The organism is Caballeronia sp. AZ10_KS36 (assembly GCF_023631105.1).
Lineage (GTDB): Bacteria > Pseudomonadota > Gammaproteobacteria > Burkholderiales > Burkholderiaceae > Caballeronia.
On the sequence record NZ_JALQDQ010000050.1, the window covers coordinates 1 to 26,591 of the forward strand.

27 protein-coding genes are annotated in these 26,591 nt (G+C 63.9%); 7 read left to right on the forward strand and 20 right to left on the reverse strand.

The window, feature by feature from the left end; genetic code table 11:
- Window positions 1-354 precede the first annotated feature (354 nt).
- From NCR35_RS28585 to tssG, 3 genes are all read left to right on the forward strand, one after another.
- Window positions 355-1,335 (forward strand): DUF6708 domain-containing protein, encoded by a 981-nt coding sequence (locus NCR35_RS28585; RefSeq protein WP_250537279.1) that lies wholly within the window; start codon window positions 355-357, stop codon window positions 1,333-1,335.
- A gap of 58 nt (window positions 1,336-1,393) precedes the next feature.
- Window positions 1,394-1,675, forward strand: a complete 282-nt coding sequence (locus NCR35_RS28590) for a PAAR domain-containing protein (RefSeq protein WP_250537280.1) — start codon at window positions 1,394-1,396, stop codon at window positions 1,673-1,675.
- Window positions 1,676-1,790: 115 nt separating this feature from the next.
- Entirely contained in the window at window positions 1,791-2,915 is a 1,125-nt protein-coding gene (gene tssG / locus NCR35_RS28595; protein ID WP_250537281.1) for a type VI secretion system baseplate subunit TssG, read from the forward strand.
- Window positions 2,916-3,219: 304 nt separating this feature from the next.
- On the opposite strand, the gene NCR35_RS28600 is transcribed toward tssG, so the two are convergent.
- The 4 genes from NCR35_RS28600 to NCR35_RS28615 all read right to left on the reverse strand — a co-directional run bounded on the left by NCR35_RS28600 (window position 3,220) and on the right by NCR35_RS28615 (window position 9,778).
- Window positions 3,220-5,676, reverse strand: a complete 2,457-nt coding sequence (locus NCR35_RS28600) for a glucose/quinate/shikimate family membrane-bound PQQ-dependent dehydrogenase (RefSeq protein ID WP_250537282.1) — start codon at window positions 5,674-5,676, stop codon at window positions 3,220-3,222.
- A gap of 112 nt (window positions 5,677-5,788) precedes the next feature.
- On the reverse strand, window positions 5,789-7,588 hold the full coding sequence (locus NCR35_RS28605; protein ID WP_250537283.1) for an HAD family hydrolase: 1,800 nt from the start codon (window positions 7,586-7,588) through the stop codon (window positions 5,789-5,791).
- 15 nt (window positions 7,589-7,603) lie between these two features.
- Window positions 7,604-8,674: a glycosyltransferase family 4 protein gene (locus NCR35_RS28610; RefSeq protein ID WP_250537284.1), complete on the reverse strand. Its 1,071-nt coding sequence runs from the start codon at window positions 8,672-8,674 to the stop codon at window positions 7,604-7,606.
- A gap of 18 nt (window positions 8,675-8,692) precedes the next feature.
- A complete protein-coding gene (locus NCR35_RS28615; RefSeq protein WP_250537285.1) occupies window positions 8,693-9,778 on the reverse strand; it encodes a glycosyltransferase family 4 protein in 1,086 nt (361 codons plus the stop codon).
- A 124-nt stretch (window positions 9,779-9,902) separates the two neighbouring features.
- Between NCR35_RS28615 and NCR35_RS28620 the strand changes: the two genes are divergently transcribed.
- Entirely contained in the window at window positions 9,903-10,328 is a 426-nt protein-coding gene (locus tag NCR35_RS28620; RefSeq protein ID WP_244851318.1) for a CBS domain-containing protein, read from the forward strand.
- Between the two features lie 21 nt (window positions 10,329-10,349).
- Here the strand turns inward: NCR35_RS28620 and NCR35_RS28625 are convergent, their stop codons facing one another.
- The 3 genes from NCR35_RS28625 to NCR35_RS28635 form a co-directional block, all read right to left on the reverse strand.
- The gene (locus tag NCR35_RS28625; RefSeq protein ID WP_250537286.1) at window positions 10,350-10,589 is read right to left on the reverse strand and encodes an MARCKS-like protein; all 240 of its coding nucleotides are present in this window, start codon (window positions 10,587-10,589) and stop codon (window positions 10,350-10,352) included.
- A 147-nt stretch (window positions 10,590-10,736) separates the two neighbouring features.
- Window positions 10,737-10,898: a hypothetical protein gene (locus NCR35_RS28630; protein ID WP_250537287.1), complete on the reverse strand. Its 162-nt coding sequence runs from the start codon at window positions 10,896-10,898 to the stop codon at window positions 10,737-10,739.
- Window positions 10,899-10,955: 57 nt separating this feature from the next.
- Window positions 10,956-12,119 carry a DUF4382 domain-containing protein gene (locus NCR35_RS28635; RefSeq protein WP_250537288.1) on the reverse strand — a complete coding sequence of 388 codons (1,164 nt, stop codon included), beginning with the start codon at window positions 12,117-12,119 and terminating at the stop codon, window positions 10,956-10,958.
- 330 nt (window positions 12,120-12,449) lie between these two features.
- On the opposite strand from NCR35_RS28635, the gene NCR35_RS28640 reads away from it, so the two are divergent.
- Complete coding sequence (locus tag NCR35_RS28640; protein WP_250537289.1) at window positions 12,450-13,388, forward strand: alpha/beta fold hydrolase; 939 nt, start codon at window positions 12,450-12,452, stop codon at window positions 13,386-13,388.
- 6 nt (window positions 13,389-13,394) lie between these two features.
- Here the strand turns inward: NCR35_RS28640 and NCR35_RS28645 are convergent, their stop codons facing one another.
- The 6 genes from NCR35_RS28645 to NCR35_RS28670 are packed head-to-tail and all read right to left on the reverse strand — an operon-like array spanning window position 13,395 to window position 16,815.
- Window positions 13,395-13,688, reverse strand: a complete 294-nt coding sequence (locus NCR35_RS28645) for a PRC-barrel domain-containing protein (protein WP_250537290.1) — start codon at window positions 13,686-13,688, stop codon at window positions 13,395-13,397.
- The gene (locus NCR35_RS28650; RefSeq protein WP_250537291.1) at window positions 13,688-14,053 is read right to left on the reverse strand and encodes a hypothetical protein; all 366 of its coding nucleotides are present in this window, start codon (window positions 14,051-14,053) and stop codon (window positions 13,688-13,690) included. Before NCR35_RS28650 ends, NCR35_RS28645 begins: the two co-directional genes overlap by 1 nt.
- Entirely contained in the window at window positions 14,050-15,270 is a 1,221-nt protein-coding gene (locus tag NCR35_RS28655) for an Nramp family divalent metal transporter (protein WP_250537292.1), read from the reverse strand. Before NCR35_RS28655 ends, NCR35_RS28650 begins: the two co-directional genes overlap by 4 nt.
- Window positions 15,267-15,686, reverse strand: coding sequence for a hypothetical protein (locus NCR35_RS28660; protein WP_250537293.1), 420 nt, complete (start codon window positions 15,684-15,686; stop codon window positions 15,267-15,269). The genes NCR35_RS28655 and NCR35_RS28660 overlap by 4 nt, the downstream gene beginning before the upstream one ends.
- A 41-nt stretch (window positions 15,687-15,727) precedes the next feature.
- Window positions 15,728-16,462 carry an LrgB family protein gene (locus NCR35_RS28665; RefSeq protein ID WP_250537294.1) on the reverse strand — a complete coding sequence of 245 codons (735 nt, stop codon included), beginning with the start codon at window positions 16,460-16,462 and terminating at the stop codon, window positions 15,728-15,730.
- A complete protein-coding gene (locus NCR35_RS28670) occupies window positions 16,459-16,815 on the reverse strand; it encodes a CidA/LrgA family protein (protein ID WP_250537295.1) in 357 nt (118 codons plus the stop codon). The genes NCR35_RS28665 and NCR35_RS28670 overlap by 4 nt, the downstream gene beginning before the upstream one ends.
- A gap of 161 nt (window positions 16,816-16,976) precedes the next feature.
- Here NCR35_RS28670 and NCR35_RS28675 point away from each other — a divergent pair, with 161 nt between their 5' ends.
- Window positions 16,977-18,086, forward strand: coding sequence for a nucleoside hydrolase (locus NCR35_RS28675; protein WP_250537296.1), 1,110 nt, complete (start codon window positions 16,977-16,979; stop codon window positions 18,084-18,086).
- Between the two features lie 58 nt (window positions 18,087-18,144).
- Here NCR35_RS28675 and NCR35_RS28680 read toward each other — a convergent pair whose 3' ends face one another.
- From NCR35_RS28680 to coxB, 7 genes are all read right to left on the reverse strand, one after another.
- Window positions 18,145-19,401 carry a glycosyltransferase family 4 protein gene (locus tag NCR35_RS28680; RefSeq protein ID WP_250537297.1) on the reverse strand — a complete coding sequence of 419 codons (1,257 nt, stop codon included), beginning with the start codon at window positions 19,399-19,401 and terminating at the stop codon, window positions 18,145-18,147.
- 322 nt (window positions 19,402-19,723) lie between these two features.
- Window positions 19,724-21,052 carry a cytochrome c gene (locus NCR35_RS28685; protein WP_502801735.1) on the reverse strand — a complete coding sequence of 443 codons (1,329 nt, stop codon included), beginning with the start codon at window positions 21,050-21,052 and terminating at the stop codon, window positions 19,724-19,726.
- A 1-nt stretch (window position 21,053) separates the two neighbouring features.
- Complete coding sequence (locus NCR35_RS28690) at window positions 21,054-22,052, reverse strand: cytochrome c oxidase assembly protein (RefSeq protein WP_250537298.1); 999 nt, start codon at window positions 22,050-22,052, stop codon at window positions 21,054-21,056.
- Window positions 22,031-22,357: a hypothetical protein gene (locus tag NCR35_RS28695; RefSeq protein ID WP_250537299.1), complete on the reverse strand. Its 327-nt coding sequence runs from the start codon at window positions 22,355-22,357 to the stop codon at window positions 22,031-22,033. The genes NCR35_RS28690 and NCR35_RS28695 overlap by 22 nt, the downstream gene beginning before the upstream one ends.
- Before the next feature lie 9 nt (window positions 22,358-22,366).
- On the reverse strand, window positions 22,367-23,011 hold the full coding sequence (locus NCR35_RS28700; RefSeq protein ID WP_244851294.1) for a cytochrome c oxidase subunit 3: 645 nt from the start codon (window positions 23,009-23,011) through the stop codon (window positions 22,367-22,369).
- Window positions 23,008-24,969, reverse strand: a complete 1,962-nt coding sequence (gene ctaD, locus NCR35_RS28705; protein WP_250537300.1) for a cytochrome c oxidase subunit I — start codon at window positions 24,967-24,969, stop codon at window positions 23,008-23,010. Before ctaD ends, NCR35_RS28700 begins: the two co-directional genes overlap by 4 nt.
- Window positions 24,966-25,922 carry a cytochrome c oxidase subunit II gene (gene coxB / locus NCR35_RS28710; RefSeq protein ID WP_250537301.1) on the reverse strand — a complete coding sequence of 319 codons (957 nt, stop codon included), beginning with the start codon at window positions 25,920-25,922 and terminating at the stop codon, window positions 24,966-24,968. Before coxB ends, ctaD begins: the two co-directional genes overlap by 4 nt.
- Before the next feature lie 167 nt (window positions 25,923-26,089).
- Between coxB and NCR35_RS28715 the strand changes: the two genes are divergently transcribed.
- Window positions 26,090-26,590 (forward strand): CinA family protein, encoded by a 501-nt coding sequence (locus NCR35_RS28715; protein WP_250537302.1) that lies wholly within the window; start codon window positions 26,090-26,092, stop codon window positions 26,588-26,590.
- The last annotated feature ends 1 nt before the right edge of the window (window position 26,591 follow it).

The window sequence follows — 26,591 nt, forward strand, 5'->3', positions numbered from 1 at the left end:
ATTCCGCAATGGCCGGCTGAGATCGAAGCGCAGTGCAGGATCGATCCTTCTGATCCCTATCAGCGCACGGCTGCGCAGAATCCGGCCAAGTTTCCCACCGATCCGATCAGCGTCGTTCTCGACCAGATCAGTCATGATTGATGGCCGGTTAGTTAGTGGTCGCAGAAGTTTGAGATTAACTGTGAGAATCTCGCTCAACGAAGCTGCGTTGTTGCACAGGTTCTCATTACTAAGCTCGGAGACGGCAAAGTAATTGCATCGCTGAAGCGATGCGTATTGGGGACGGACGAAGCTAACCGTTGCTCGGACTTCCAGCAAGAAATGAACGCGTTCCCTTTGAATTTGGGTTTTCGAATGAACTACAAAGACATCTCTCAAACGAGCTACCCTGTGAACAGGGTGCTGACAGCAGAAGAGCGACAGAACCAGCTGCGGCAGAGAGAACGAATCGACGTTAGGCCGTTCTACAACGCGTCGACGATCAAATTCAACTCCACCTTCATGGAGTTGGTTGATCGTTGGTTCATCTACCGTGGTTATGTAACATTCGGGAGTCTGTTTTTTGTTTCGCTAACGCTGTTGATGCCCACTGTTGCATTATCAGTTCCTGAATGGCACTTAGTGCCGACTTCAACAGACTTGATAGGCATGGGTATCTGCTACGCTGTTTGCTGTCCGCTGTGGGCTTATTTAATCTGGATGCTCTTGAAAGAGTCATATCGCTGGACGCATTTCCCGATCCGGTTCAACTACCCCAAACGCATGGTCTACGTCTTCTGCCTGGACGGCGTGATTCGTTCAGCCAAGTGGGACGATCTCTTCTTCACGATTAGTCGGTGCAAGAGATCCTTCACGCCCGGGTCAGGGCCGCAAATATGGGACATCCGTGGCCACGCGCTGAAGGCGGATCGACAAACCGTGGAATGGACTTTCGCCTTGCCTTGCGACAGTGAAGATCCGCGACAATTGAAGAACTGCTGGGAGTTCGTACGCCGCTACATGGAGGAAGGTCCGAAGGCCGTCTATGGCGATGTGTTCTGGTGTCATGACATCGCTACTCGCCGCGAAACGTATCGCGAGGGGCTCTTCGCACTGAATTTATACCTCAATGGGTTGCCGCGCCTCGTCAAATACATCTCCGCACCAGTGGTTTGGCTCATCTCGATCGGCCGGCTATTCGCGATGAGGACCAGCAAGATTCCGCAATGGCCGGCTGAGATCGAAGCGCAGTGCAGGATCGATCCTTCTGATCCCTATCAGCGCACGGCTGCGCAGAATCCGGCCAAGTTTCCCACGGATCCCATCAGCGTCGTTCTCGACCAGATCAGTCAATGACCTGTCTCGGCATCGCATTCAAATATCGCCTCCCACGTTACCGCCGTCTGTGACTTATATGAGTCTTCGAATCATCCTTGTCGGGGATACCACCGACCACGCCGGAAAAGTGATCACGGGTTCGTCGACCCACAAGATCGGTGGACGCAGCGTTGCCCGCCTGCACGACCTCGTCGATTGTCCGCAGAAGTACCCGGACGGCCGTCCGCATGGAATCAACAAGATCATCGAAGCGCATCCGACTTTCATGATCGGCGGTCAGCGTGTTGCCTTGCATGGACACCATACCGAATGCGGCTGTACGCTAATCGGGAGCGTTTCCGCGGAGGTGGGCGACTGACGGTCTGAGTCGAGATGTTCAACCCGTTCGTCGCCTGTCGGTGCGTAGCTGACTCAAGGTCGCCTGCGCCCCGCTACAACCTGGCAATACCTGCCTTCAACAAGTGAGAGAGTCAATGGAGCGAGCATTCGAGGCGCACCTGGCCGATACGAAGCCGTCGCTCGCGCACGTCGATCGTCTGCAAACGGAGCCGTGGCGGTATGGTTTCCTTCCGCTGATGCGCAGCGTCGGCGCGCGTTTGTCCGTCGAAGCCATCGGCTTTGCGCAGTTGCCCGCGACTGAGCCGTTCCGCATCGGCCAACGTCCGAGCCTGATTTTCGCGCCGTGCGAAGTGGCGAGCGCCGAACTCAAAAACGGCACGCTGCACATCCGTCTTTTCGGACTCGGCATGCTCGGCCCGAATGGATCGTTGCCGATACACGTCACGGAAATCGCCCGTGAGCGTGAAGAGAGCCGTCGCGATCCGACGCTAAGCAACTTCCTGAACATCTTCCATCACCGCTCGCTCTCTCTGCTGTATCGGGCGTGGGCGTCGGCACAGGCGACGGCGAGCCTCGACCGCGCCACACACGAGCGATTCTCGCTCTATACGGCAAGTGTGTCCGGCCACGCGCTCAGGCGGGACCGAGTACCTTTCCTGCCCGAACACGCGCGGCTGTCGGCCGCTTCGCATCTCGCCTGCGGAGCCCGCAACGTGGACGGCCTGCGCGCTTCACTGGCCGCCTATTTCGGCGTGCCGCTCAAGATCGAGGAGTACCAGCTTCACTGGATGGTCATTCCCGAGCAGAACCGAAGCATCATGGGCGAACAGCGCATGTCTTCGTACCTGAGCGCCGGTGCCATGCTGGGCGAGCAATCGCCAGATTGCCAATACCGCTTTCGCATCGTGGTCGGCCCACTGCAGATCGAGGACTATCAGCGGTTCACGCCACGCGGCTCGGACTTGCTGCGCCTCGTTGAATGGGTGAGGGCGTTCGTCAGCGAAGAGTACGACTGGGAACTCGAGTTGCAGATCGAACCTGATAGCGCGCCGCCTGCAGTACTGGGCGGCCCGCAGCAACTCGGCTGGTCGAGCTGGCTGGGTCAATCGCCAGCCGACGTGCCGATTACCGGCATGCGCTTCGAACCCGAACAATACATGCGTCAGTTGCGGGAAAACGCCGTGCGGCGAGCAAGCGCGCAACAGGAACATTCGGCTGCGTCGTTTACTTCGGGTCGGACTTGTCGACGACCCATCTGACCGACTGTCTCCGCTTCGTTGGGTCGGAGGACACTGAGCATAGCCACTTCGTCTCCACCGTTGTGAATCCCGACGTCGAAACCATGCAGCGCGCCGCCGAAGCTCGCACCGCGCTCATTGGGACAAACTTTAGTGCGGCTGCTGTCGCTTCGGCGGTGGCGCCTTGCAACCCGGTTCAACGTTGCAAGCCCGATCGCACTTTCGGCCACTAGGCCAGCAAATGCATAGCTCTGATCATGCGACGCCCTCCGCGCTCACACCACTGCCCGCTGCCGCTCGCCCCAAAAGAACGAGCGACAGCCCCTCACCTCTTCTCCGGCAACGCATAAGCAATCACATAATCCCCGAGCTTGGTCAAAAACGACCCATGCCCGCCGGCCGCGATCAGCACGTACTGCTTGCCGTTCGCCTCATACGTCATCGGCGTCGCCTGTCCGCCTGCCGGCAGACGCGCGTGCCACAACTCCTCGCCGGTATCGGTGCTGAACGCGCGCAGATAATCGTCCGACGTCGCGCCGATAAAGAACACGTGACCCGCCGTCGTCATCGGGCCGCCGAGCATCGGCATGCCCATCTTGAACGGAAGCGGAATAGGCGATGCATCGCGCGTCGTGCCGATGCGCTTCTTCCAGATCACCTTGTTCGTCTCCAGATCCAGCGCCGACACATAGCCCCAGGCCGGCTGCTTGCAAGGCAGGCGCAGCGGCGAAAGGAACGGATTCAGCGTCACGCCGAACGGCACGCCGTACTGCGGCTGAATGCCCGTCTCCGCGCCGGTGCCCGCCTGCCCGCCCTGCGGCGGCTCCATCGGGTTGTTCGGTCCGCGCGGAATCAGCTTCGAGACGAACGGCAGCGCGATAGGATTCGCAATCGCAATGCGTCGGTCCGTATCGACGGCAAGGCCGCCCCATTCGAACATGCCGAGATTGCCAGGGAACACGAGCGTGCCTTGCTCCGACGGCGGCGTGAACGGCCCCTCATAGCGCAGCCGATGAAAGATCACGCGGCACACGAGCTGGTCGTACATCGTTGCGCCCCACATGTCCGCGCCCGTCAGGTTCTTCTGCGGCCGGTAGGTGAGCTGCGAGAACGGTTGCGTCGGCGACAGGCGGTCGCCCTGTGCCGCGCCCTGCGGCACCGGCTGCTCGGGCGCCGGAACGATCGGCTTGCCCGTGCGGCGGTCGAGCACGAAGATGTTGCCCGTCTTTGCCGGCGCATAGATCGCGGGAACGATGTTGCCATTCGAATCCTTGATATCCGCGATGGTCGGCTGCGCGGGCAAGTCCATGTCCCACAGGTCATGGTGCACCGTCTGATAGAACCACGCGAGCTTGCCGGTCGATGCATGCAGCGCGAGCAGGCCGCTCGCATAGCGTTCCTGTTCCGGCGTGCGATTGCCGCCCCAGATGTCCGGCGTCGAGACGCCCATCGGCAGATACACGATGTCGAGTTGCGCATCGTAAGCGGCGGGCGCCCACGAGTTCGGCGAGTTCATCGTGTAGCTGTGCTGATCGCTCGGAATCGCGTTCGGGTCGCGCGCGCCCGGATCGAACGCCCAGAGCAGCTTGCCTGTGTCCACGTCGAAGCCGCGAATCACGCCCGACGGCTCGCGCGTGCCGTAGTTGTCCGTGACCGATCCGGCCATGACGATGACCTTCGACGTGATGATCGGCGGCGAGGTCGGCTCGTACATGCCCGGCGTCTTCACCGGCTGCAAATGCTGCAAGTCGAGCATGCCGTTGGCGGCGAAGCCCGCGCAACGCTGGCCGGTCGCGGCATCGAGTTCGAAGAGACGCCCGTCGTTCACCGGAAGGATCACGCGGCGCGCGCATGCCGGCAGCGACGACAGGCTGTTCGTCTGACGCGCCTCTGCGACCGCAGGCGTCTCATAGTAGGAGACGCCGCGGCAGGTCACGTGCTGAAAGCTCGGGTCCGGCTTCAGGTCCGGATTGAAGCGCCATTTCTCCTTGCCGGTCGCGCCGTCGAGCGCAATCGCGTTCTGGTGCGGCGTGCAGAAAAAGAGCGTGCCGTCGACGGCAAGCGGCGTCACCTCATCGGTGATTTCGAGCGGATCGTGCGGGCCTTTCATGTCGCCCGTGCGGAACGACCACGCTTCTTGCAGATTGCCGACGTTCTTGTCGTTGATCTGCGAAAGCGGCGAATAACGCGTGCCGTGCTGCGAATTGCCGTACGCGAGCCAGTCGCCCGGACGGCCGCCGGTCGCGGAAGACGCACCCGAGGCCCCCGACGCCTGCGCGCTCACCGTTCCGTTCACCTCCTGCGGATCGTTGAACGCGGCATACACGAGCGCGATGCCGGCCAGAACGAGCGCCGCGCCGAGCGCGAGGCCGCCCCGGCGCACCGGGTTCATATACAGGCGATACGTGAAGGGCAGCAGCAGCCAGATGCCGACGATGACGAGCACGTCCAGACGCGGCGCGAGCGCCCAAAAGTCGAAGCCCGCTTCGGCGACCGCCCATATCAGCGTGCCGAAAAGCAGCACCGCGTACACGATCAGCGCGAGCGTATTGCGCCGCCAGATGAGCCACGCGACCGCCAGCATGAGAATGCCCGCGACGACGTAATACGGCGAGCCTCCGATGGCGACGAGCCATATGCCGACGCCGCCGAGATAAAGACCCGACAACGCGAGAAACAGCACGGTCAGCCATTTGACGACGGGCGACGGCGATCGCGTGTTCGATGGCGATGGCGACGACGGGCCGGCGGGCGACCGCGCTGGCGGCGAATTCGTATTCATTCAACACCTCTGCTTAGGGCACCTTCAGGGACATGCGACGCAAACTGCGCCTGACATCGAACCTTTATCCGATGCCAGGCGCTATACGCGTTACGCGACGCAGTGCAGCAATTTATGCGCCATCGCCGTCCTTCGATCCCGGCGCGAGGATGTTCGGCAGCACCGGATTCTCCGGCTGCGTATAACGCTGTTCGACGGCCTTTCGAATGGCTTCGATGCTCTCCTTCGCCGAAAGGCCCTCGTTGGCTTCGACGGCTTGCGCCTCGTCCGCCAGCGACGTATCGCCGATCACGTCGCGGAACCACGTCGAATAGTCGCCCTGGCGCAGATGGAACATCCAGGTGTCCTCATCGACGCCTTCCGCGAGTTCGAGGAAGAGCACGAGATTGTGCGCGCGCAAGTTCAGCTTGTCGTCGGGGCCGCGAAAGTAGAAGCTGCGCTCCGGGATCAGCATGCCTTCCGCATACTTGCGCACATGACGGCGGCGCTGCGTTTTCGCGGGCTCGACATGCACGACGACCGGCTCGCCCCAGCCGCCGCCGTCCGCCTCGCGACGCCACACGAGCGCCTGGCCGGGCTTGATGTCGTCGGGCAGCGCGACGGGCGCATCGTGACCCGCCGCGCGCGCGAACTCTTCCAGCGAAGTCTGCGCGCCCGGCCCCGCGCCGATGAACATCGTCACGCGATCCAGGAGACGCGGCGAAAGCTGCTCCGGATGCACGGTGACGAAGAGCGCGGGCGCGAGCTGGTCCGGCAACACTTCGTCGGCCGGGTTGATGCTCGCGGGAAAGAAGTGATGCGCTTCGTCGAAGAGCATCCAGTGCGGGCGGCCGGTGAGCGCGCGCGACTTCTGCATGTGCGCGAGCACGCTCGCGCAGTACGCGGGCCGGTCCGCGAACGTGACGCGCATCAGATTCACGAGCACGGACTGGCTCGGCTGATGCAAAAGCCGCGTGACGTCGTCGGCTTTCGGCGCGGTCTCGGCATCGCCGATGGGGAGCGCGTTCTCGAACGTATCGAAGTCGCCCTCGGGATCGAGCGCGCAGAACTGGTAGCCGGCGGCGACGAGCCGCTCCATCAGGCCCGTGATGAGCGTGGACTTGCCTCCGCCCGATTGCCCCGCGATCAGCGCGACGGTCCGTTGCGGCGCGAGCGTTTCAGGCTCGCCTCCTTCTTGCTGCGAAGCGCCGTTGATGCGCTCTCCGAGCAGCACGTTGCGCCGCGTGACGCGCTCGCTCGCGGCGGCGAGATCGTCGGCGAGAATCGCGTCGATCAGTTCGGTCACGCCCGCGCCGCATTCGCTCTTCAGCACGATATCCGCATGCGACTTGAGCGCGGGAATCGCGTTGCTCACCGCCGCCGACATCTCGCACGCATCGAGCAGCGGGTGATCGTTCTGCGCGTCGCCGACGCCCACCGCATTGCGCGGCGACAGCGAGAGCTCATCGAGCGCCGCGAGCAGGCCGCTCGCCTTGCTGACGCCCGGCGCGAGCACCATCACCGCGTCGCCGTTATAGACGACGTGCAGATCCAGCCCGAGATCGCGGATGGCGGCGTGCGCCTGTTCGTCGTAAGGCCGCACGGTGGCGACGAGCGTCTGGCTCACGCCGAGATGGCGCACGCCGGCCTTCTTCATCGCCTCGACGAACACGGGCGGCGGCGGCGGCGCGAGCAGCTTGCGCTCGCGCGTGACGGGCGAATAGATCACGCCGCCGTTTTCCGCGACGATCAGCGTGAAGCGGTCGACGCGGTCGCACAACGTGAGCAGATCGTCGAGCTCGCGGCCCGTGACGAGGATCATGTGACGCCCCGACGCGCGCAGGCGGTCGATGGCGTCCCACGTAGCCTCGGAGACGCGGCCGTTCTCGGCGAGCGTGTTGTCGTAATCGCTGGCAAGCACCATGAATCGCATGCGTGTGTCCTCTGGTTAGGCGTCCTGCTCGACGAGCGACGGCGGCGTGCAACGGGCCGCGCGGGCATCGACGAGACGCTGGAAAACATCGACGTAATCGCGCGCCATGCGCTCCGCCGTGAAGCGCCGCTCGAAGGTTTCACGGCAGCGGCGGCGATCGATTTGCGGCAGACGCGCGAGCGCTTCCACCGCTTCGTCCTCGTTGCGCACGACGAAGCCGTTCACGCCATCCTCGATAATCTCCGGCACCGAGCCGCGCCCGAACGCGATCACGGGCGTGCCGCACGCGAGCGCCTCGATCATCACGAGGCCGAACGGCTCCGGCCAGTCGATCGGAAAGAGCAGCGCGCGCGCTTGCCCGATGATGCGGCTCTTGCCCGCATCGTCCTGCTCGCCGACGTATTCGATCAGCGGCGCTTCGACGAGCGGCTCCACCGCGCTTTCGAAGTACGGGCGGTCGGCTTCATCCACTTTCGCGGCGATCTTGAGCGGCATGCCCGCGCGACGCGCGATGCGAATAGCCGCATCCGGGCCTTTCGCCGGCGCGATCCGTCCGACGAACGCGAGATGGTCGCCCGCGCGTTCATGGAACGGATAGAGCGTGTCCGGCAATCCGTGATACACGGTGCCCGCCCACGCGAGCCACGGCAGCGGCGCGCGCTGCGCGTTCGAGATGGAGACGAGCGGAATATCGGCGAAGCGGCGGTACATGGGTTCGAGCCCGGGCACGTCGAGCCGCCAGTGCAGCGTCGTCACATGCGCGCACTGCATGCGGCGCGCGAACGGAAAGCTCTGGTAATCCGTGTGGAAATGCACGATGTCGAAGTGCTTCGACGCGGCGACCACGTCTTCGAGCATCGCAAAGTGAAAGGCTTGCGGATCGGCGGTGTCCTCGACGAGCCGCACCGCGCAGTCGCTTCCCGCGACGAGCTTCGCGCTCGTGCGCGAGTCGGCGCTCGCGAAAAGCGTCACGTCGTGACCCAATGCCACGAGTTCTTCGCTGAGATAGGACACGATCCGTTCGATGCCGCCGTAACGCCGGGGCGGCACGCTTTCATAAAGCGTCGAGACTTGAGCGATGCGCATGGTGGTTCGTGTGATTGGTTAGGCTTCCAGCGCGTCGGTGTCGGCAGCGGTGATGAAGGCGTCCGCGCTCGCACGGCTTTGAAGCAGATTGTGATAGACCGCGAGATAGTCGCGCGCCATGCGTTCGGACGAGAAGCGCTGCTCGAACGTCTTGCGGCAGCGCGCGCGGTCTATCGCGCCAATCTCGTGAACGGCGCGCACGGCTTGGTCCACATCGTCGACGATGAAGCCGTTCACGCCATGCTCGATGACTTCGGGCACCGCGCCGCGCCTGAACGCGACGACCGGCGTGCCGGAGGCCATCGCCTCGATCATCACGAGGCCGAACGGTTCTTCCCAGTCGATAGGAAAGACGAGCGCACGTGCGTTCGCGAAGAGCGCGCGACGCGTCTCGCCGCCCACTTCGCCGAGATATTCGACAAACGACTCCGACTCCGCGATGAGCGGCCAGATCGTCTCCTTGAAGTACGCGCGCTCGCCCGGATGCACGGCAGCGGCGATCTTCAGCGGCAGCCCCGCGCGACGCGCGATCTCGATGGCGCGGTCGATGCGCTTTTCGGGCATCACGCGGCCGACGAAGAGCAGATAGTCGCCGCCTTCGCGCGAATAGCGCATCTCATCGAGCGCGAGGCCGTGATGCACGGTGGCCCGCCAGTTCGCGTGCGGCGCGCCGCGGCGCTGGCTGTCGGAGATCGAGACGAGCGGCGCATTCGCAAAGGTCTCGAAGAGCGGACCGTGATCCGCGGGAAGAAGACGCCCGTGCATGGTCGTAAGCGATGCGCACGCGAGAAAGCGCTGCATCGGCAGATGAATGGGCTCGGTGTGAAAGTGGATCACATCGAATTGCGATGAACGTTCGATGACAGCTTCGAGCTGGCGCAGATGATGGCTCGTCGTATCCCACACGCGTTCGTCGCGCCAGAGCGCCGTCGGCGCGCTGGCATGCAAGCGGGCGCGCGTTCTCGAATCCGCCGTGGCGAACAGCGTGACTTCATGCCCGAGGGCGACCAGTGCTTCCGTCAGATAAGAAATGATGCGCTCGGTGGCGCCGTATGCGATAGGAGGGACGCTCTCGTAGAGCGGTGCGACCTGTGCGATTTTCATTGTGCGTTCCGCATTGACCGTATGCGCTTGGGTTAGCAATCAACAGGCCGACGCGTGCGCGCCGGGCGAGACAACGGCACGCTGCATGCTGCGTCGGGAGTGCCATGAAAGCGAGGAGGAAGTCATGACCAAGGTAGCCGAAGTAATGACACGCGGCGTTCAGACCATTGCGCCCAACGAGAGTATTCGCCGCGCAGCCGAACTGATGGACGAACTCAACGTCGGCGCGCTTCCGGTGTGCGACGGCACGCGCCTGAAGGGCGTCGTGACCGACCGCGACATCGTGGTGCGCGCGGTCTCGGTGGGCAAGGAGTCGTCGTGCGCGGTGCAGGAGGTGGCGAGCGAACCCGTCGAATGGTGCTTCGAAGACGACGAGATTCACGACGCCATGCGCAGGATGGAGCAGTTGCAGATTCGCCGGATGCCTGTCGTGGACAGCGAGAAGAACCTCGTCGGCATGCTCGCGCTCGGCGATATCGCGATCTATTCCGACGGCGAAGTGTCCTCGACCATTCAGGCTATTTCGACGCCGTCCGTCCCGGACAGATAAGACGGATAAGCCGCGTGCGATCTAAAGCGGATTGCCGTCCTCGGGCGTCTTCAAGCGGTCGCTCTCGCTCTGCGAGCCGGGCGGCGTGCCGGGTTTGGTATCGGGCGTGGCGTCCGGCGCGCGGTCTTCGGTCGGGCCGCGCTTCGGATCGTCGGCAGGGTTCGTCGGAATGTTTTCGTTGTGGCCGGGAATCGGCTGGCTTTCGATATGGCCATCTTCCGATACGGCGTTCTGCGGGTCTTGCGGTTTTTGATTCATCATCGGGCCTCGCGAGGTCGGTTGCTTGGTCTCGGACGGCAGCAAGCGACGTTCCGAGGCCAGCCTCATGCGCGCCGGTTGCGCCCTCGCGAACTGGCGCACCGCCCACCACCTATGTGCGTTCAAGGCCCGTTCACGCGGTCGACCGCGTCAACAGTTGCCCTTCTTTCCTTGCCCCGGCGGGCAGAATCCGTTGCCCAGACCGCCTTGCGGTTTGACCGTGACATAGGGTGCATCGGGTACGTACACCGCGCACCCGCCGAGCATGCCGACAGTCACCAGCAATGACGTGAGAACGACAAATTTCCTCATCAAACACTCCGAAAAATGAAGGGGCGCCTGCCATGCGGGCGGCCCCTTCGATGGTCATCAGAAACTGAAGTTTAGGTTCGTTTGGCTCGTCGTTGCATTGACCGGCGCCGACTGTGTTGCGCCCGACGCGGCATTCGCCTCCACGGTGTACTGACCGGCTGCCGCAGGCACTGCGGCGAAGCTCAAGGGCAGCGATCCCGCATAGGTGCTGACCAGAGGCGCTGCCGCAGGCAGGAACAGCTGATATGCGCCGGTGTCTAGATTCGCATTAACAGACGCGATTTCATAGGGACTGGCGTCGATCGTCTGCAATGCGCGCACGAGCGCGTTCGCGGACGGAGTGGCCGTTCCGCTCACGCTGCTCATCGACGAAGCGGGCAGGGCGATAGGCGCGGCCGGCGTCGAAACCGTCGTGGTCGCGTTCACGACGACCGGCACCGCGCGCACGATGCCCGACGCAACGTTGTTCTGCACGATAACGACATCGTAGTTGCCTTGCGTCGAGCTTTGAATGAGCGGCGCGAGAACGAACTTGCCGGTGCTGTCGGCGACGGTGCCCCGGACGACCTTGCCTCCCTGCTCCGCATACACCGTGGCGCCCGCTTCGGCAGTCGCGACATAGCCGGAGATCTGCCCGCTCACCGTCGTCGGCGTCGCAGTCACGACCGGTTTCAGCGCATAAGAGCCGTTGCCGCGCGCAACGACCGATTTGCAGGCGTTGAAGTCCAGCACGAGATCGACGAGTGTGTTCGGCTGGACTGTGAAAGGCTGAATGATCTTGTAGCCGCTTTGCGTCGCACTCGGCGTCGCGAGTGGCTGTTCTGTGCCGCCCGTGGGCACGATCGAATTGGCCAGCGAGTTGCCCGAATTCTGCGCGAGCACGAGGCGCACTTGTTGATATTGACCAGCCGGCAGCGCGGCCTGACCGAGATCGGCAAGGACGCCATTGGTCAGCGAGAGCAGGTCGATCCTTTGCGGCGAAGACGGGACGATGGTAGTCCAGCCAGCGTCGCTGTCCGTGGCCTGCGCGTTTGCATTCACACGCACCTGCGAGACGGTGACGTACACATGATCGAAGCCGCATGCGGGGGCATCGGTCATCGCCACGTGCAGCGTGCCTGTCGGCGTGCCCGATCCGCCGTCACTGCCGCCTCCGCAAGCAGCGACCATCATCGAGATTGCTGCCGCCAGGCCGAGAGTTCGCCAAGATCCTCGCTTCATCGCTTCACCTTTTTTTGTAGTTGGAAGTGACGGCAGCTTAACGCCAATTCATTAGACGATTGTAACGGCGGGCGGGACCAACTGTAACTTGTTCGTCGATTCGTAAATGCGAAACGGAGGCTCCGATTGCGCTTGCGCAAGTAAGCGGTCGTCATTTGGGGACGGCTGCGACGGGTTCACTGCCAGGAAAAGACAATCAGTACCACTAATAAAATGCCCGGTGATGCGCTGGGCCCGCGTGGCATGGGACTTGCTCACTCAATCCCTTTGCGCGCTTCGCGCTCGATTACAGATCATCGGGGAATCATGCGTCAGAGAACATCAAGCTCTTTGTCATCGGGGAAACTGCTTGCGGGCTCCGTCGCGGCTGCATCGCTCGGCGTGGCCGCGTGGGCCGCGCTGCGCGCCCGCCGCGCCGAACGCGATCATCCTGCCGTCGGACGCTTCATCGACGTGGATGGCGTGCGTCTGCATTACATCGACGAAGGCGAAGGCCCGGTCATCGTGCTCTTGCACGGCAATCTCGTCATGTTGCAAGACTACGTGGCGAGCGGACTCTTCGACCGGCTCGCGCAACGGCATCGCGTGATTGCGTTCGATCGCCCCGGCTTCGGCTTCAGCGAACGTCCGCGCGATCGCGCATGGACGCCGCAAGCGCAGGCGGCGCTCTTTCAACAGGCGCTGAAGCGCATGGGACTGACGCGGGCGGTCGTCGTCGGGCAGTCGCTCGGCTGTCTCGCCGCGCTCTCCATGGCGCTCGATCCGAGCATCGACATTCGCGGCCTCGCGCTGATCAGCGGCTATTTCTATCCGAGCGCGCGCTTCGACGTGCTGCTCACGGCGCCCGCCGCGATACCCGTCATCGGCGATGTCATGCGCTACACGGTTTCGCCCATTGCCGCGCGCCTGATGATGGATCCGAACCTGCGCCTGATGTTCGCGCCGCAGCCGGTGCCGGACGTTTTTCGCGAGATGCAGCCGCGCGAGTTGCTGCTGCGTCCGTCGCAAATGCGCGCGATCGGTGAAGACGCGGGCCACATGGTGCCGGCGGCGCATGACTTGTCGCGGCGATACGGCGAGATCAAAGTGCCGGTGCGGATCTTCGCCGGCGCGGACGACACGATCGTCGATGCAGATTCGCAGTCGGGAAGGCTGCACCAGGATATCGCGCAGAGCACGATCGCGGTGGTGCCGGATCGCGGACACATGCTGCATTACGATGAAGCAGGCCGCATCGCCGATGCGATCGAGGCCATGGCGAGCGAGTGACGCGGATCAACGCGCCTCTTCGCGCAGGCGCGGCTGCCGCAGGTCGGCCCAGTCGAGTTTCTCCCACGCGACATCGAGCGGCTTCTGCGCAAGCCTGTGTCGCAACGATGCAGGCGAGACCGCCATCGCCATCCAGCGCATCACGCGACTCGCGAAGCCATGCGTCTCGATGCGCACTGCGGCGATCACGCAGTCGCCGCCGCGATCTTCGGCCAGCAGCGCGGAGATGCGGCCGACGCGCCGGCCGTCCATCGCGGTGACGCGCAGGCCGACGAGTTCATCGAGATTGACGGTCTGCATCAGCGCGCTCCGGGAATGCGGCCGATAGCGCGCTCGCGCAGCCAGCGTTGCCAGTCGTGCACGGGCGTGTCGTCGGAATCCACGTCGAGTTCGATATCCACGGCGACCTTGCGCACGTCCTTCCACGCGATGCGATACGGCGTGGTCTTGTGGCCCGCGCCGATACGCGTGAGCAACGCGCACATCAGCCGATGCGCCCGCCTGCCGAAGCGCCGCGCCATCACGACCGTGCCCGTTTCGATGAACACGAGCCTCGGCAGTTCGCCGTCGCGCAGTTCGGCGACGAGGCCATCCACGCGTCCCATGCGCACGCCGTTCTTGTCGACGAGCTGCTTGTCGAGAATATCGTGCACGACGTCCATCATGTGCCTCCGAAGTATTCGAGCGGTATCGTGACGATGCCGAGCACGAACGCGAGCGCGGTAATGGCGATCACCGCCACGTTGGAGATCGGTCCGTTGCAATGCTCGCCCATGTAGTGCTCGTCGTTCATCAGGACGATGAACGGCACCACCATCAACGGCAAGTTGACGGCGGTGAGCGCCATGGAGAACACCGTGAGCTTGAGCGGATCGGCGCCGGCGGCAATGGGCAATGCGCCGAGCAAGAGCGCGCAGGTATAGACGAGGCAGAAGCCGGGATTGGCGCGCGGCGGGCAGTCTTGTCCCCAGTTCCAGCCGAACGCCTGCGCGAAGAGATACGCTTCGAGCAGCGCCACTTCCAGCGCCGCGCCGAGCGAGGCAATGCCGAGCGACGCCACGAAGAGCACGAATCCCCACATGCCGAACGCATCGACCAAAAGCAGCGGGAGTTGATGGAAGTCTTCGACATCGAGAATGCCGCGCCCGTTGAGCACTTGCGCCGAGACGAGCAGCACGGCCGCCGAGATCACGCCGCCGAACAGCATGCCCAGTGCGGCGATCGCGCGATTGGGCCAGAGATAGCTGCGGTCCCAGCGGTCTTCTATTGCGCCCGACGAATAGAATAGAAAGAGCGTGGGCGAAAGCGACGCGCCCAGAATGCTCGCGGCCATGAACCAGTACGTCGCGGCGTGTCCGTGCGGACGGCTCGGCACCGCAGCGGCGGCCACCTGGGTCCATTCGGGCCGCAGCCGGATGATCGCGACGACGAAGCACAGCGTGACGAGGCCGAGCAGCGAGATGCCTTTCTCCAGCATGCCGAACGTGCCGCGCCACAAGAAAAGCCACGAGAGCAGCGCGACGGGCAGCGCCCACCATCGATACGAGATGCCCGTTGCGAATTCAAGCGCCACCGAGACGCCGCCTATCTCGGCGCTCAGTACGAGAAAGCTCACGATCACCGTCGAGATGAGCGGCAGCGCGAGCAGCTTGATGCCGAAGCGGTCGCGGATGCCATCGACGATGGTGTGTCCGCTCACCGCCGCGAAGCGTCCCGACATTTCGGTGAGGAACGCGATGCAGACCGTGCCGAGCACGACGGTCCACAGCAGTTGATAGTGAAACGCGGCACCGGCCTGCGCGGTGGTCGACATCTCGCCCATTTCGAGGAAGCCGCCAATGCTCGTCACGATGCCGAGCGATATCTCCAGCAGCTTCTTCATGACGCGTCACCGGGTTGCGCGCGCAGCCACGCGTCGAGGCGGGACGCGGCGTCATGCATGGTCGAGCGTGCTTGGGTGACGCGGGCGCGGTCGCCGGAATCGAGCGCATTGCGCGCCGTATCGAAGGCGGCCTGTACCGCGTGAACTTGCGAGGCGGCATCGGCGGGCGCGTGGGCGCGTTGCAGGTCGCCCGCGATCTTGCCGATCTGTTCGCTGGCCGAATCGACCGAGCGTCTGGCGTACGACGACGGCGCGGTGCCGTCGAGCCACGAGTCCATCGACTGCGACGCCGAGCGCGCGTACGACAGCACGATGCGCGCATCGGAGGCGGCATCGTCGGATGACGAGCACGCAGCGCATGCCAGCGCGATCGCGACGACGAGCGGCGCAAGCGACAGTGAACGGATGGGCTTCATGGCGCCGCAGCGAGCAAGGCGCGTTCCTTCGTCGCCTCCGTTCAGAGCCAGCGCACGAGCACCGGCACGATCACCGGCACGAGAAACGAGGTGAGTATGCCGTTGAGTCCCATGCCGAGCCCGGCGAACGCGCCCATCTGCTGGCTGACCTGAAAGGCGCGCGCCGTGCCGATGCCGTGCGAAGCCACGCCGAGCGCGAAGCCACGCGCTTCCGGTTCCGCGATGCGCAGCGCGTTGAGAATCACGCGCGCGAACACGGCGCCGAAGACGCCCGTCGAGATGACGAGCACCGCCGTCAACGACGGAATGCCGCCGATGGACGTCGCCACCGCCATCGCGATGGGCGTGGTGGCGGACTTCGGTGCGAGCGATGCAATGGTCTGCCGCGATGCGCCGAGCCAAGACGCGATGGCGACCGCCGAAACGATCGCGGTCATCGACCCGGCGAAGAGCGCGACGAAAAGCGGCGCGGCGAGCCGCCTCAGGTTGCCCAGTTGCCGGTAGAGCGGCAGCGCCAGCGCAACGGTCGCGGGCCCCAGCAGGAAGTGCACGAACTGCGCGCCTTCGAAGTAAGTCGGATACGGCGTGCCGCTGATCTGAAGCACCGCGACGATCAGCGCCACCGCGATCAACACCGGATTGGCGAGCGGATTGAAACGGCATCGCGTATAGACGGACTGCGCGATCAGATACGCGAAGAGCGTGATGGTGAGGCCGAGGAGCGGCGAGGCCGCGAGGTAGACCCATATCGCGTTGAGCCGTGGGATCGCGCTCATGACGGTTCGTCTCCCGCTTGCCGGCGCATCAGCGCGCGCATCACGACGGCCGTCACGCCGATGCCGAGCGTCGTGCTCACGATGATCGCCAGCACGACCGCCACGAGATCGCCGCGCACGGCGCTCGCGGACGCCATGATGCCGACGCCTGCCGGAACGAAGAGCAGCGAGAGATGACGCAGCAGTTCGTTCGCGGTCGGCTCGATGGTGTTGGCGGCGCGCGGCCGCGCGATCAGAAACGCGAGCAGCAGCAACATGCCGACGACCGGCCCCGGCACGGGAAGCCGGAACACATACGAGACGCCTTCCCCGAAACACTGGAAGAGCAGCAGCACGGCAAGGGAAAGAAGCATGGCGGGACCTGTCGACGTTCATTGCGCGGTGTGCGATGCCAGCAAAGTGCGCTCCCGCAGGCATCGACGATCGCGCCGCCGAACGCAGTGAATGCTCCTAGAATGAATCAGGCCACTTGCCAGCGCGGCCATCCAGAACGTTCAAACACAAGGAGACACACATGGCGCCCCGCAGACTGCTTCCGCTGATTCCGCCGCTTCTGTCCTGCCTCGTGGCCGCTTGCGGCGGCTCGGATCACCACGATGCGTACAACGATGCACCGAAAGTCATCATCGATTCCGACTTCAACACGATGGGCGATGACGGCCAGCTCTTCGCGATGACGAGCCAGCTGATGGGGCAGGGCAAGGTGAATCTGCTCGGCCTGTGCGTCGTGACGGGCAACGACTGGCTGTTGCAGGAAGAAGCCGATGCGCTGAAGGCCGTCGAGCGCATGGGCGTGCAGAACCGGGTCGGCGTGTACGGCGGCGCGAACTATCCGCTTCAGTACGACGTCGCGAGCATTCGCGCGCAGCAGGCCGCGAATCCCAACGGTTACTTCGGCGCGTGGATGCGTCCCGAGCCGACCGACGCGTCGCAGCTCACCGCGCCCCCCGACGGCTTCGCGCAGTCGACCAAGCTGCAAGCGGAAGCGGCCGCGGACTTCATGATCGACCGCATCAAACGCTATCCGAACCAGGTGACGATCATCGAGGTAGGGCCGCCGACGAACCTCGCGACCGCCGTGAAGAAGGCGCCCGAGATCGTGCCGCTCATCAAGCAGATCGTCTATATGGGCGGCGCGATGAACGTGCCGGGCAACGCGAACGCCGTGGGCGAACTGAACTGGTGGTTCGATCCGGTGGCCGTGCGCACGCTCTTGCAGACGACCATTCCGCAGCGCGTGATTCCGCTCGATGTGACCAACACCGTGCCGCTCACCGAAAGCATCTACAACCAGATCGTCAATCCGCCGACCGGACAGACGCCCGTCACGAAGGTCTATGCCGTCGCGAACGCGAATGCTTTCGCGAGCAATACGAATATCTACGACACGCTGACAATGCCTTACTTTCTCGACCCGACTTACGCGACCGAAACGCAGAGCGCGTACCTCGATATCGACACCACGCCGGGCGAAAATGAGGGGCATGTGCGCGTGTATCCGGACGCGCCCGCGCCCGGCGCTTCACCGCTCAAGATCACCTATGTGACGAAGTACGATAACGCCAGGTTCTTCAATCTTTACGTGAACCTGCTGACGAGTCCGGTGCCCGTGAAGTTTCAATGATCGATGATCGATGATCGATGACTGACGGCCAATGAGCGATGACCGCGTTGCGCGGTCATCAATCCATGTGGGCCTTGGGCGTGATGGCGGCGGCGACCGGCTCGGCGCTTCGCGTCATCGCGCCTTCGAGCGCGCTGCGGTAAATGTCGAGATACGCGTTCACCATCGTTTCGGGGTTGAAGGTATCGGCGTGTTTGCGCAGCCGGTCATGCACGGACGGCTCTTTCAGCAGTTCGATGGCTTCGCGGATCTTCTGAATGAGCGTCTCCGGCCGATCCATGTCGAACACGAGACCGGAACGCGGCTCGATGACTTCGGGAATGCCGCCCCGGTTCGCGCCGACGACGGGCAAGCCGTGCGAGTACGCTTCCACGATCACGCGCCCGAACGGTTCGTGCCAGATGGAAGGGACGATGAGAATGTCGATGCTGTCGAGGAAGTCGCTCGCCTTCACGTGTCCGAGAAACTGCACGCGCGGGTCGCGATACTTCGTCTTGAGCGATGCGATGTAGCCGGCCTCGCCATTGCCGCCGAATGCGAGCGTCCAGTCGAGCGTGTGGTCGGCCGAGAGTTGTTCGAGCACGACCTCCGAGCCTTTGTCGCGCGCCACGCGTCCGAGCACGCCGAGCCGCACGGGGCCGCCTTCATAGCGCCGCTTGTTGGCGAGCGCCGCGCCGTCCGTGCTCGGGATATAGCAGTTGCTCACGACCGCCGTGCGCGACGCATGCGGGAAATATCCGTTGTCCAGATGCTTTTGCAACACGAAGCGGCTGACGCCGATGGCCACTTCCACACGCGCCGACGCGCCGCGCTTCGGCGCGGAATAGAGCGCGCACGATGCGCACTGCCGCTTGCAAGGCTCGGCGTCCGAGAACATTGTCGTGGACGGGCACATCAGGTAATAGTCGCGAGCGGTATGCACGATCGGCACGCCCGCGTTGCGCGCCACGCGCCAGACGTCCACCGAGAGACACGCGAGATTGCTGGTATGAATGACGTCCGGCTTTTCTTGCGCGATGATGCCGGCGAGCTTGCGCGACATCACGACGTTGTAGACATCGAGCGCGTGCCAGGCGAACCTCGCCACGCGCGAGCGTTTTTTTGGCCGATGCGGCCAGTACAGATTGGCGTTACGCAGACGATAGACCTTCACCCCGTTCAATTCGGAAATGCTGTCCATGCCCGTTCCCGTCGCGCAGGCCACGCTGACTTCCATGCCGGCTCTCACGAGGCCTTCGGCGAGAAGTTGCGTCGATACCTCGGCTCCACCGACCTTGTCCGGGTAATACAACGTGTTGACGATGAGAATTTTCACGGCGTTGGAAGTGATGTTGTCGTTCTTCTAGAGGCACTCTGGCCGTCACCCGTGAGGCGATGCGGCAAGGGCGACGAGTGCGCTAACTGTGGTCGTCTTCCCCCGAAGACGATCTCGGAATCCACAGGTCCACGTTTCGCTCTTACTCGTAAGCAAGAGTTTAGGATAAGCCAAAAAGCTTGAGAAGGCTCAAAGCGAAACGTAAGGAAATGCAAGCCGTATTTAGTGGAACGAAGTCTTTTTGTCCGATGATCTGGTCGGCAAGCTTGTCTGATTGAATGGTTCGACGATGTGCATCATTTACCCGCAGTTGTAACTGATGTTACTTGTGTATCTTGCTACGAAAGGACGCGACGTCGTTGGTCGTGACAGGCCGTGCGTCGTTTCCCCACGAGGAGCGAATGTAAGAGAGCACCTGTCCGATCTGCAAATCTGACAGACGGCCCGCAAAGCCCGGCATGTTTTGCCGTGGTGGCCCGTGTTGGGTGTCCGGACTATTGCCGCCTTCGACAATCAGCCGGATGAGCGAGGTCGTGTCCTCGCTGATGACCGCAGGATTGCCCGCGAGCCTCGGGAATGCCTTCGGCACGCCCTGTCCGGTATCGAGATGACATTGCGCGCAAAAGGTCGCGTAGACGGCCGCGCCCTGACCCGGCGGGGTGTCCGGCGCGCGCGTCTTGAGTCGCCCCGGCGGCGCGAGCGATGGGTCGAACGTGCCATCGGCGGCGCCGGTCGCGGGCAGCGTCTTGAGATACGTGGCGATGGCGGTGAGATCGTCGTCGCTCAGATACTGCAGGCTGTCCTCGATGGTTTGCACCATGGTGCCGAACGCGATCGTCTTGTCGCCGCCATGACCCGTCTTCAGGAACGATGCGATCTCCTCTGTCGACATGCGCCCGAGTCCCGATCCCGGATCGCCGCGCAGGTTCATTGCGTACCAGTTGTCGGTGACCGCGCCCGAGAGATATGTCTTGGACGATTCGTCGTAGCCGCGCTCCTGATACGCAAGTCCGCGCGGCGTGTGGCACGCCCCGCAGTGGCCGGGTCCCTGCACGATATACGCGCCGCGATTCCTTGTGGCATCGCGCTCGGGCCGCGGCTCGAAGACCTTCTTCGGCGCGATAGCCCAGCGCCACACGCGCAGCGCCCAACGCTGGTTGAACGGAAACGACACGTCCGTCGGCGGCGGCTTGTAATGCACCGGCGGCACGCCGTGCATCATGTACGCGTAGAGCGCGCGCAAGTCGTCTTCGTTCATCTTCACGAAGGACGCGTAAGGCATCGCGGGATACAGTCCCTTGTTGCCGGGCGCGACGCCCTCGCGCATCACGCGGACGAAATCTTCGTAACTGTATTTGCCGATGCCGAGTTCCGGATCGGGCGTGATGTTGCTGCTGTAGATGGTGCCGAACGGCGAATTGACGCCGAGCCCGCCCGCGTACGGCGCGCCGCCTTTGGGCGCGGTGTGGCAACCGGCGCAATCGCCGATTCGCGCGACATACGCGCCGCGTGCGATCAATTCGGGCGAGGGCGCCTGTTCCGCCGCATCCGCGACATTTTCCGCCATCGCCACGAGCATGACGAGCGATGCGGCCGCGATGCCTCGCATCGAAAGCGATCTGCGCAGGCGTCTTCTCGTGAACGAGCGCATCTCAGGACTCCTCGTGCGCCCGCAGGCGAGTGGTTGACGCCGCAGGGCGCGCGGCGGGCGAGGCGGACGTGGCGGGCGCGAGCGTCGATGCAGGCCGCCTCGTGAGCCAGCGCGCGCCGACCAGCAGCCCGCCGACGAGATAGGCGAGACCGCCTGGCACCCACATGACGAGTCCGCCGAGTTGCTGATCCTGTAGCGGATCGAAGCCGAGCGCGAGCGTGCGTTCGATGAGCGACGGATACCAGACCTCGGGCGCGAGCGTCAGCAGCGCGCCGAGCGCGCCCGTGTGGACCATCGTGGTGAAGAGCGACAGCATCGCGTGCGCGCTGTGGGAACGCGAGCCGTCCTCTGAAGCGGGACGAAACACGGTCCACCAGAAGAGCAGCGCGGTGCCGAGAAAGCTCGCGTGTTGCAGCGTATGAATTCCTTCGCTGGCCAGCGCGGCTTCGAAAAAGCGCGGCGCGTGCCAGCACCACAAGGCCGCCGCATGCAGCACCCACGCGACGGCAGGCATCGTCAGCCATCGCCACGGCGTGTTGATCCACGCGCTGCGCGTCGCGGCGCTGATGCCTTGGCGCGCACGCGGAGGAAAGGCCCACAGCCACACCGCGAGCGGTCTGCCGATCACCAGCAACGGCGCGGCCACGAGCATGAAGATCTCGTGCTGAAGCATGTGCGCAGAAAAGAGCGCCTCGCTCAACGTATGCAACGGCGACACCAGCGCGATGACGAGCGCGATCCAGCCGGTCACGAACGAGACGAGACGCAGCGCGCGGTCGCGCCGTCCGCGCGCGCCGCGCACGCGAAGCCGCGCGTAGCCCGCGAGATACAGCCCGATGCTCAACGCGAGACACGCGACGACCCACGGCTCGAACGTCCAGCCGAAGCTCGCCGGGACGCTGCTCGTGTCAGCCAGGGCCACGTGCGCGAACGCGGCATCGGCGAACGTGAGGGCGGCGACGCCCGCCGCCGTCCTTGTCAACAAGCGGAGAGCAGCCATTGCGGTAGTGAGATGAAGATGATGCCGATCGACGAGAGCGTGCCCACTCCCGTCGCCACGACCGCCATGAATCCTTCGCGCGAGCGCACCGTGGGCGCCGACGGATCGGCTTCTCGCCGCGCGCTGCGCCAGCGCCCGAAGGCGAGCAGTGTCGAAATGACGCTCACCGCGAGGCTCGCCACGCTTATGCCGTGCAACAGGAGCATGCTTTGCAAATGGCACGACGGCTCGACGAGCGCGTAGTTCACGCTCAATAGCCCGAGCAGGACGGATGGTGCGAAGAGAAGGGCGGGCCAGGTGAGCATGGTCGGAAGTCAAAAGCGGGGCGCCCAGTAAATGACGCCGTAGATCGGCAGCCAGCTTAGTACGACGAAGTACCAGTACACGGCGTTCTCGCTGACATCCACGAACCGCTTGCCTTCGAACGGGCCGGTGAATAGCAGCACGGTCAGCACGGCGGTATCGATGAAATCGGTGACGAGGTGCGTCGTGTGCAGGCCGAGCAGCAGCCACACGACCGAGCCGTAGGCATTCGTGTACCAACTGACGTTGAGCGTCGCGAATTCGAAGCCGCGCAGCACCATGAACACGATGGTCGCGATGAGACACACCGTCATCCACAGCTTCGCGCGTCCGCGGTCGAAGCGCTCGGCGGCGCGCTTGGCGAGCTGGTTCGGCAACATGCTGGCGAGCAGCACCACCGTATTGAGCGTGCCCCAGCGCAACTCGGGCGCGGACGCGGCCATCGGCCAGGCGGGCGCATGCGTGCGCAGATAGAAGTACATCATCACCGCGATGCCGAAGACCGTGCCTTCGATCAGCATCAGCCCCGCCGTGCTCCACCACATGACGCTGCGATGCCCGAACGCGAACGTCGGAAGCCCGCGCACGTCAAGTTCGGAGGCGTGCGCTTCGTCGGGGCGCGCCTGCGCGTTCCGAAGGTTGCTGGCGGTACTCATGGGCGCTGCTCCCGTGCGGCTGCAAACGCATTGCTCGATCGCTTCGGCCAGAACCACGCGATCATCGCCGCGGCGACCGGCGGCGAGCCCCACACGATGGCCCACGGCGAGTAGATCGAGGCGATGAAGAGGATCGTCGTCACCACTGCGCTGATGAATGGCCAGATGGAAGGCGACGGAAAGAGCGGTCGATGATCCGGCTTCGCATCGAGCACGCTCGTCATGAGCACTTCGCGCGCATCGGCAGCCAGTCCGCCGACGAAACGCGGCTCGCCCGCCGGTTCCCACAGCGGATCGCGCCCGTGCACGACCGGAATCGCATCGAAGTTATGCGGCGGCGGCGGCGACGGCACGCTCCATTCGAGCGTGCCCGCGCCCCACGGATCGGCAGGCGCGGGTTGTTTGCTTCGCAGCGTGAGCACGACATTGACGATGAAAAGCAGCACGCTCACCGCGATGATCCATGCGCCGATGGTCGACATGAGGTTCATGCCGTCCCAGCCGAGCCCCTGCGGATACGTCCAGACGCGGCGCGGCATGCCCTGCAGGCCGAGCAGATGCATCGGGAAGAAGGTGACGTTGAAGCCGATGAAGAACAGCCAGAACTGCCAGCGCCCGAGCCGCTCGGACAGCATGCGGCCCGCAAACTTCGGAAACCAGTAGAAGAACGCGCCGAAGAGCGGGAAGACCGCGCCGCCCAGCAGCACGTAATGCAAGTGCGCGACGACGAAGTACGTGTCGTGTACTTGCAGGTCCAGCGGAACGGAGGCGACCATGATGCCGGTCATCCCGCCCATCACGAGAATAAAGAAGAAGGCGAGCACGAAGAGCAGCGGCGTGCGCAGATTCAGGCGGCCGGTCCAGAGCGTGCCGATCCAGCAAAAGATCTGAATGGCCGACGGAATCGCAATGGTCAGGCTCGCCGCCGTGAAGAAGCTCTTGCCGAGCTCGGGCAGATTGGTCGCGAACATGTGATGCACCCACAGCCCGAACGCGAGAAACGCGGTGGCGATGAGCGCGAGCACCATCGCGGGATAGCCGAACACCGGGCGGCGCGCGAAGGTCGGAATGATCGACGAGATGAAGCCCAGCGGCGGGATGAAGACGAGATAGACCTCCGGATGCCCGAAGAACCAGAAGAGATGCTGCCAGAGCAGCACGTCGCCGCCCTTCGCCGGGTTATAGAAATGCGTGCCGACCAGCCGGTCGAGAATGAGCGCGGTGCTGCACAGCATGACCGAAGGCATCGCGAAGATCACCATGAACTGCGTGACCAGCGTGGCCCACACGAAAAGCGGCATGCGGTTGAGCGACATGCCGGGCGCGCGCATCTTGAAGATGGTGCTGATGAGAATGACCGCTTCGATGAGGCCCGAGAGTTCCGTGAACGTGATCATCTGCGCCCAGATGTCGGAGCCCTTGCCCGGCGAATAGTCGGGGCCCGCGAGCGGCACGTAGCTGAACCAGCCGGCGGCCGGCGCGCTGTTCACCGCAAGCGAGGCGAACAGCAGGATGCCGCCGAAGAGAAACACCCAGTACGCGTAGGCGTTCATGCGCGGAAACGCGACGCTTCTCGCGCCGATCATGAGCGGCACGAGATACGCCGCGACGGCCTGCATCACCGGTACGGCGAAGAGAAACATCATCGTCGTGCCGTGCATCGTGAAAAGTTCGTTGTACAGGTTCGGGCCGATCAGCCGCAGATCGGGCCGCGCGAGCTGCATGCGCATGGCGAGCGCGAGAAGCCCGGCGAGCACGAAGAAGGCGAACGTCGTCACGATGAAGCGGCGCGCCACCGTCTTGTGATTGATTGCAGAAAGCGCGCCGATGAAACCGGGCGGATCGCTCCACGTCGCGGCAAGCGTTTCGCGCACGGCGGGCGAGGCGTGCGGGCCGTCGACGGGACGGGAGCCGTTGTCATCGGCCGGGCCGAAGCGGGAAGAAGCGGGCGCGCTCATTTGAGAGTTCCGAGCCAGACGACGAGGGCCTGGAGATCGCCGGAGGCGAGTTGCGTCGCCGGCATCATGACGCCGGGCTTGAGAGCGGGCGGATTCGTGATCCACGCCGCGAGGTTGTGCGCGTTGTTGACGATGGTGCCGGCCGCTATCGTCTGCCGGCTTGCCAGATGCGTGAGGTCAGGACCTACCGAGCCGTTGGCCGGCGTGCCGCGCACGGTGTGGCAGCGGGCGCAGTCGCCGTTCAGGAAGACGTCGCGTCCGTGCATCGCGAGGGCGTCGCTCGACGTGCTCGCCGTCTGCCGTTGCCGCGCGGCCCACGCTGCATATTGATCGGGCGGATCGGCCACGACCGAGAACGCCATCATCGCGTGCTCGTAGCCGCAGAATTCCGCGCACTGCCCGCGATACGTCCCCGCGCGGTCGGCGCGAAACGTGATGGTCGAGTCCTGGCCGGGAATCATGTCCTTCTTGCCATGTAAATTAGGCACCCAGAATGTATGTATAACGTCTGCGGCCTTCAACGACACGACCACCGGCCGGCCAACCGGCACATGGAGCTCGTTCGCCACCGCGAATCCATCGGCGCCGCCTTCGGGCGCATAGCGCGCCTGCCACCACCATTGATAGCCGGTCATCTCCACATGCAGCGCGTTGTCGACCGGAAGCCGCGACAAGGCGCGATCCGTGACGACATCGGCGACCAGCAGGCCGACGAGCCCCAGCGCCGACAACACGGTCCCCACGATCACGAAGCGGTTGATGCCGCGCTCCGGCCGCTCGCGCTTCGTCATATCGGCGGGCGTCGTCTGATTGCCGCGCGGCGCGCGCAATAGCGCGAAGAGGCACGCGAGCAGCACGCAGGCGAACACCACGCAGCACACAGTGAGCGTGAGGTGCCATAGCTCAAGGACGCGGCTTGCCTGAATGCCTGCCGGACTAAGAGCGCTCTGCATGGCCGTTTTTTTCGACTGTTCGGATTATCGTTTTCATACGGCTTCGGGGACGTGTGGATCGGACGAAGCAATAGACATTCCATGGACGAACGGTTGCTCTTTGGTGCAGCGATTGCTTTGCACTTGCCTGCAAGCTCATTGGCAGCGGGAACAAGGAGACAGTAAACATGGACGTACCACGACAAGTCGTTTCTTTCCTCACCTCGCGCGGCCTGGTGCTTGCGACAGCCGAATCGTGCACGGCGGGCTACATCGCGTCGCTCATCTCGTCAGTGCCGGGCAGCGGCAGTTGCCTCGACGTGGGGTTCGTCACGTATTCGCCTTCGGGCAAGGCCGGCTTTCTCGGCGTGCGCGAGGAGACGATGAAGCAATACGGCCTCACGAGCGAGGAAGTGGCGCGCGAGATGTCGGAGGGCGCGCTGAAGCAGGAGGGCTGCTCCGCGACCGTCTCGGTTTCGAACACGGGCGTGGCCGATGCCCCGCCCGGCGACGGCCCCGAAGCGGGCACGCAATGCTTTGCATGGTCGTACAAGCTGCGCGACGGCCAGATCGTCACGTTCAGCGAGACGAAGGTCTTCGATGGCGAACGCAACGAAGTTCGGCGCTCGGCGGCGCTCTACGCCATCTCGCGCCTCGAGCATTACTTCGACCGTCTGCCGAGACATTGAT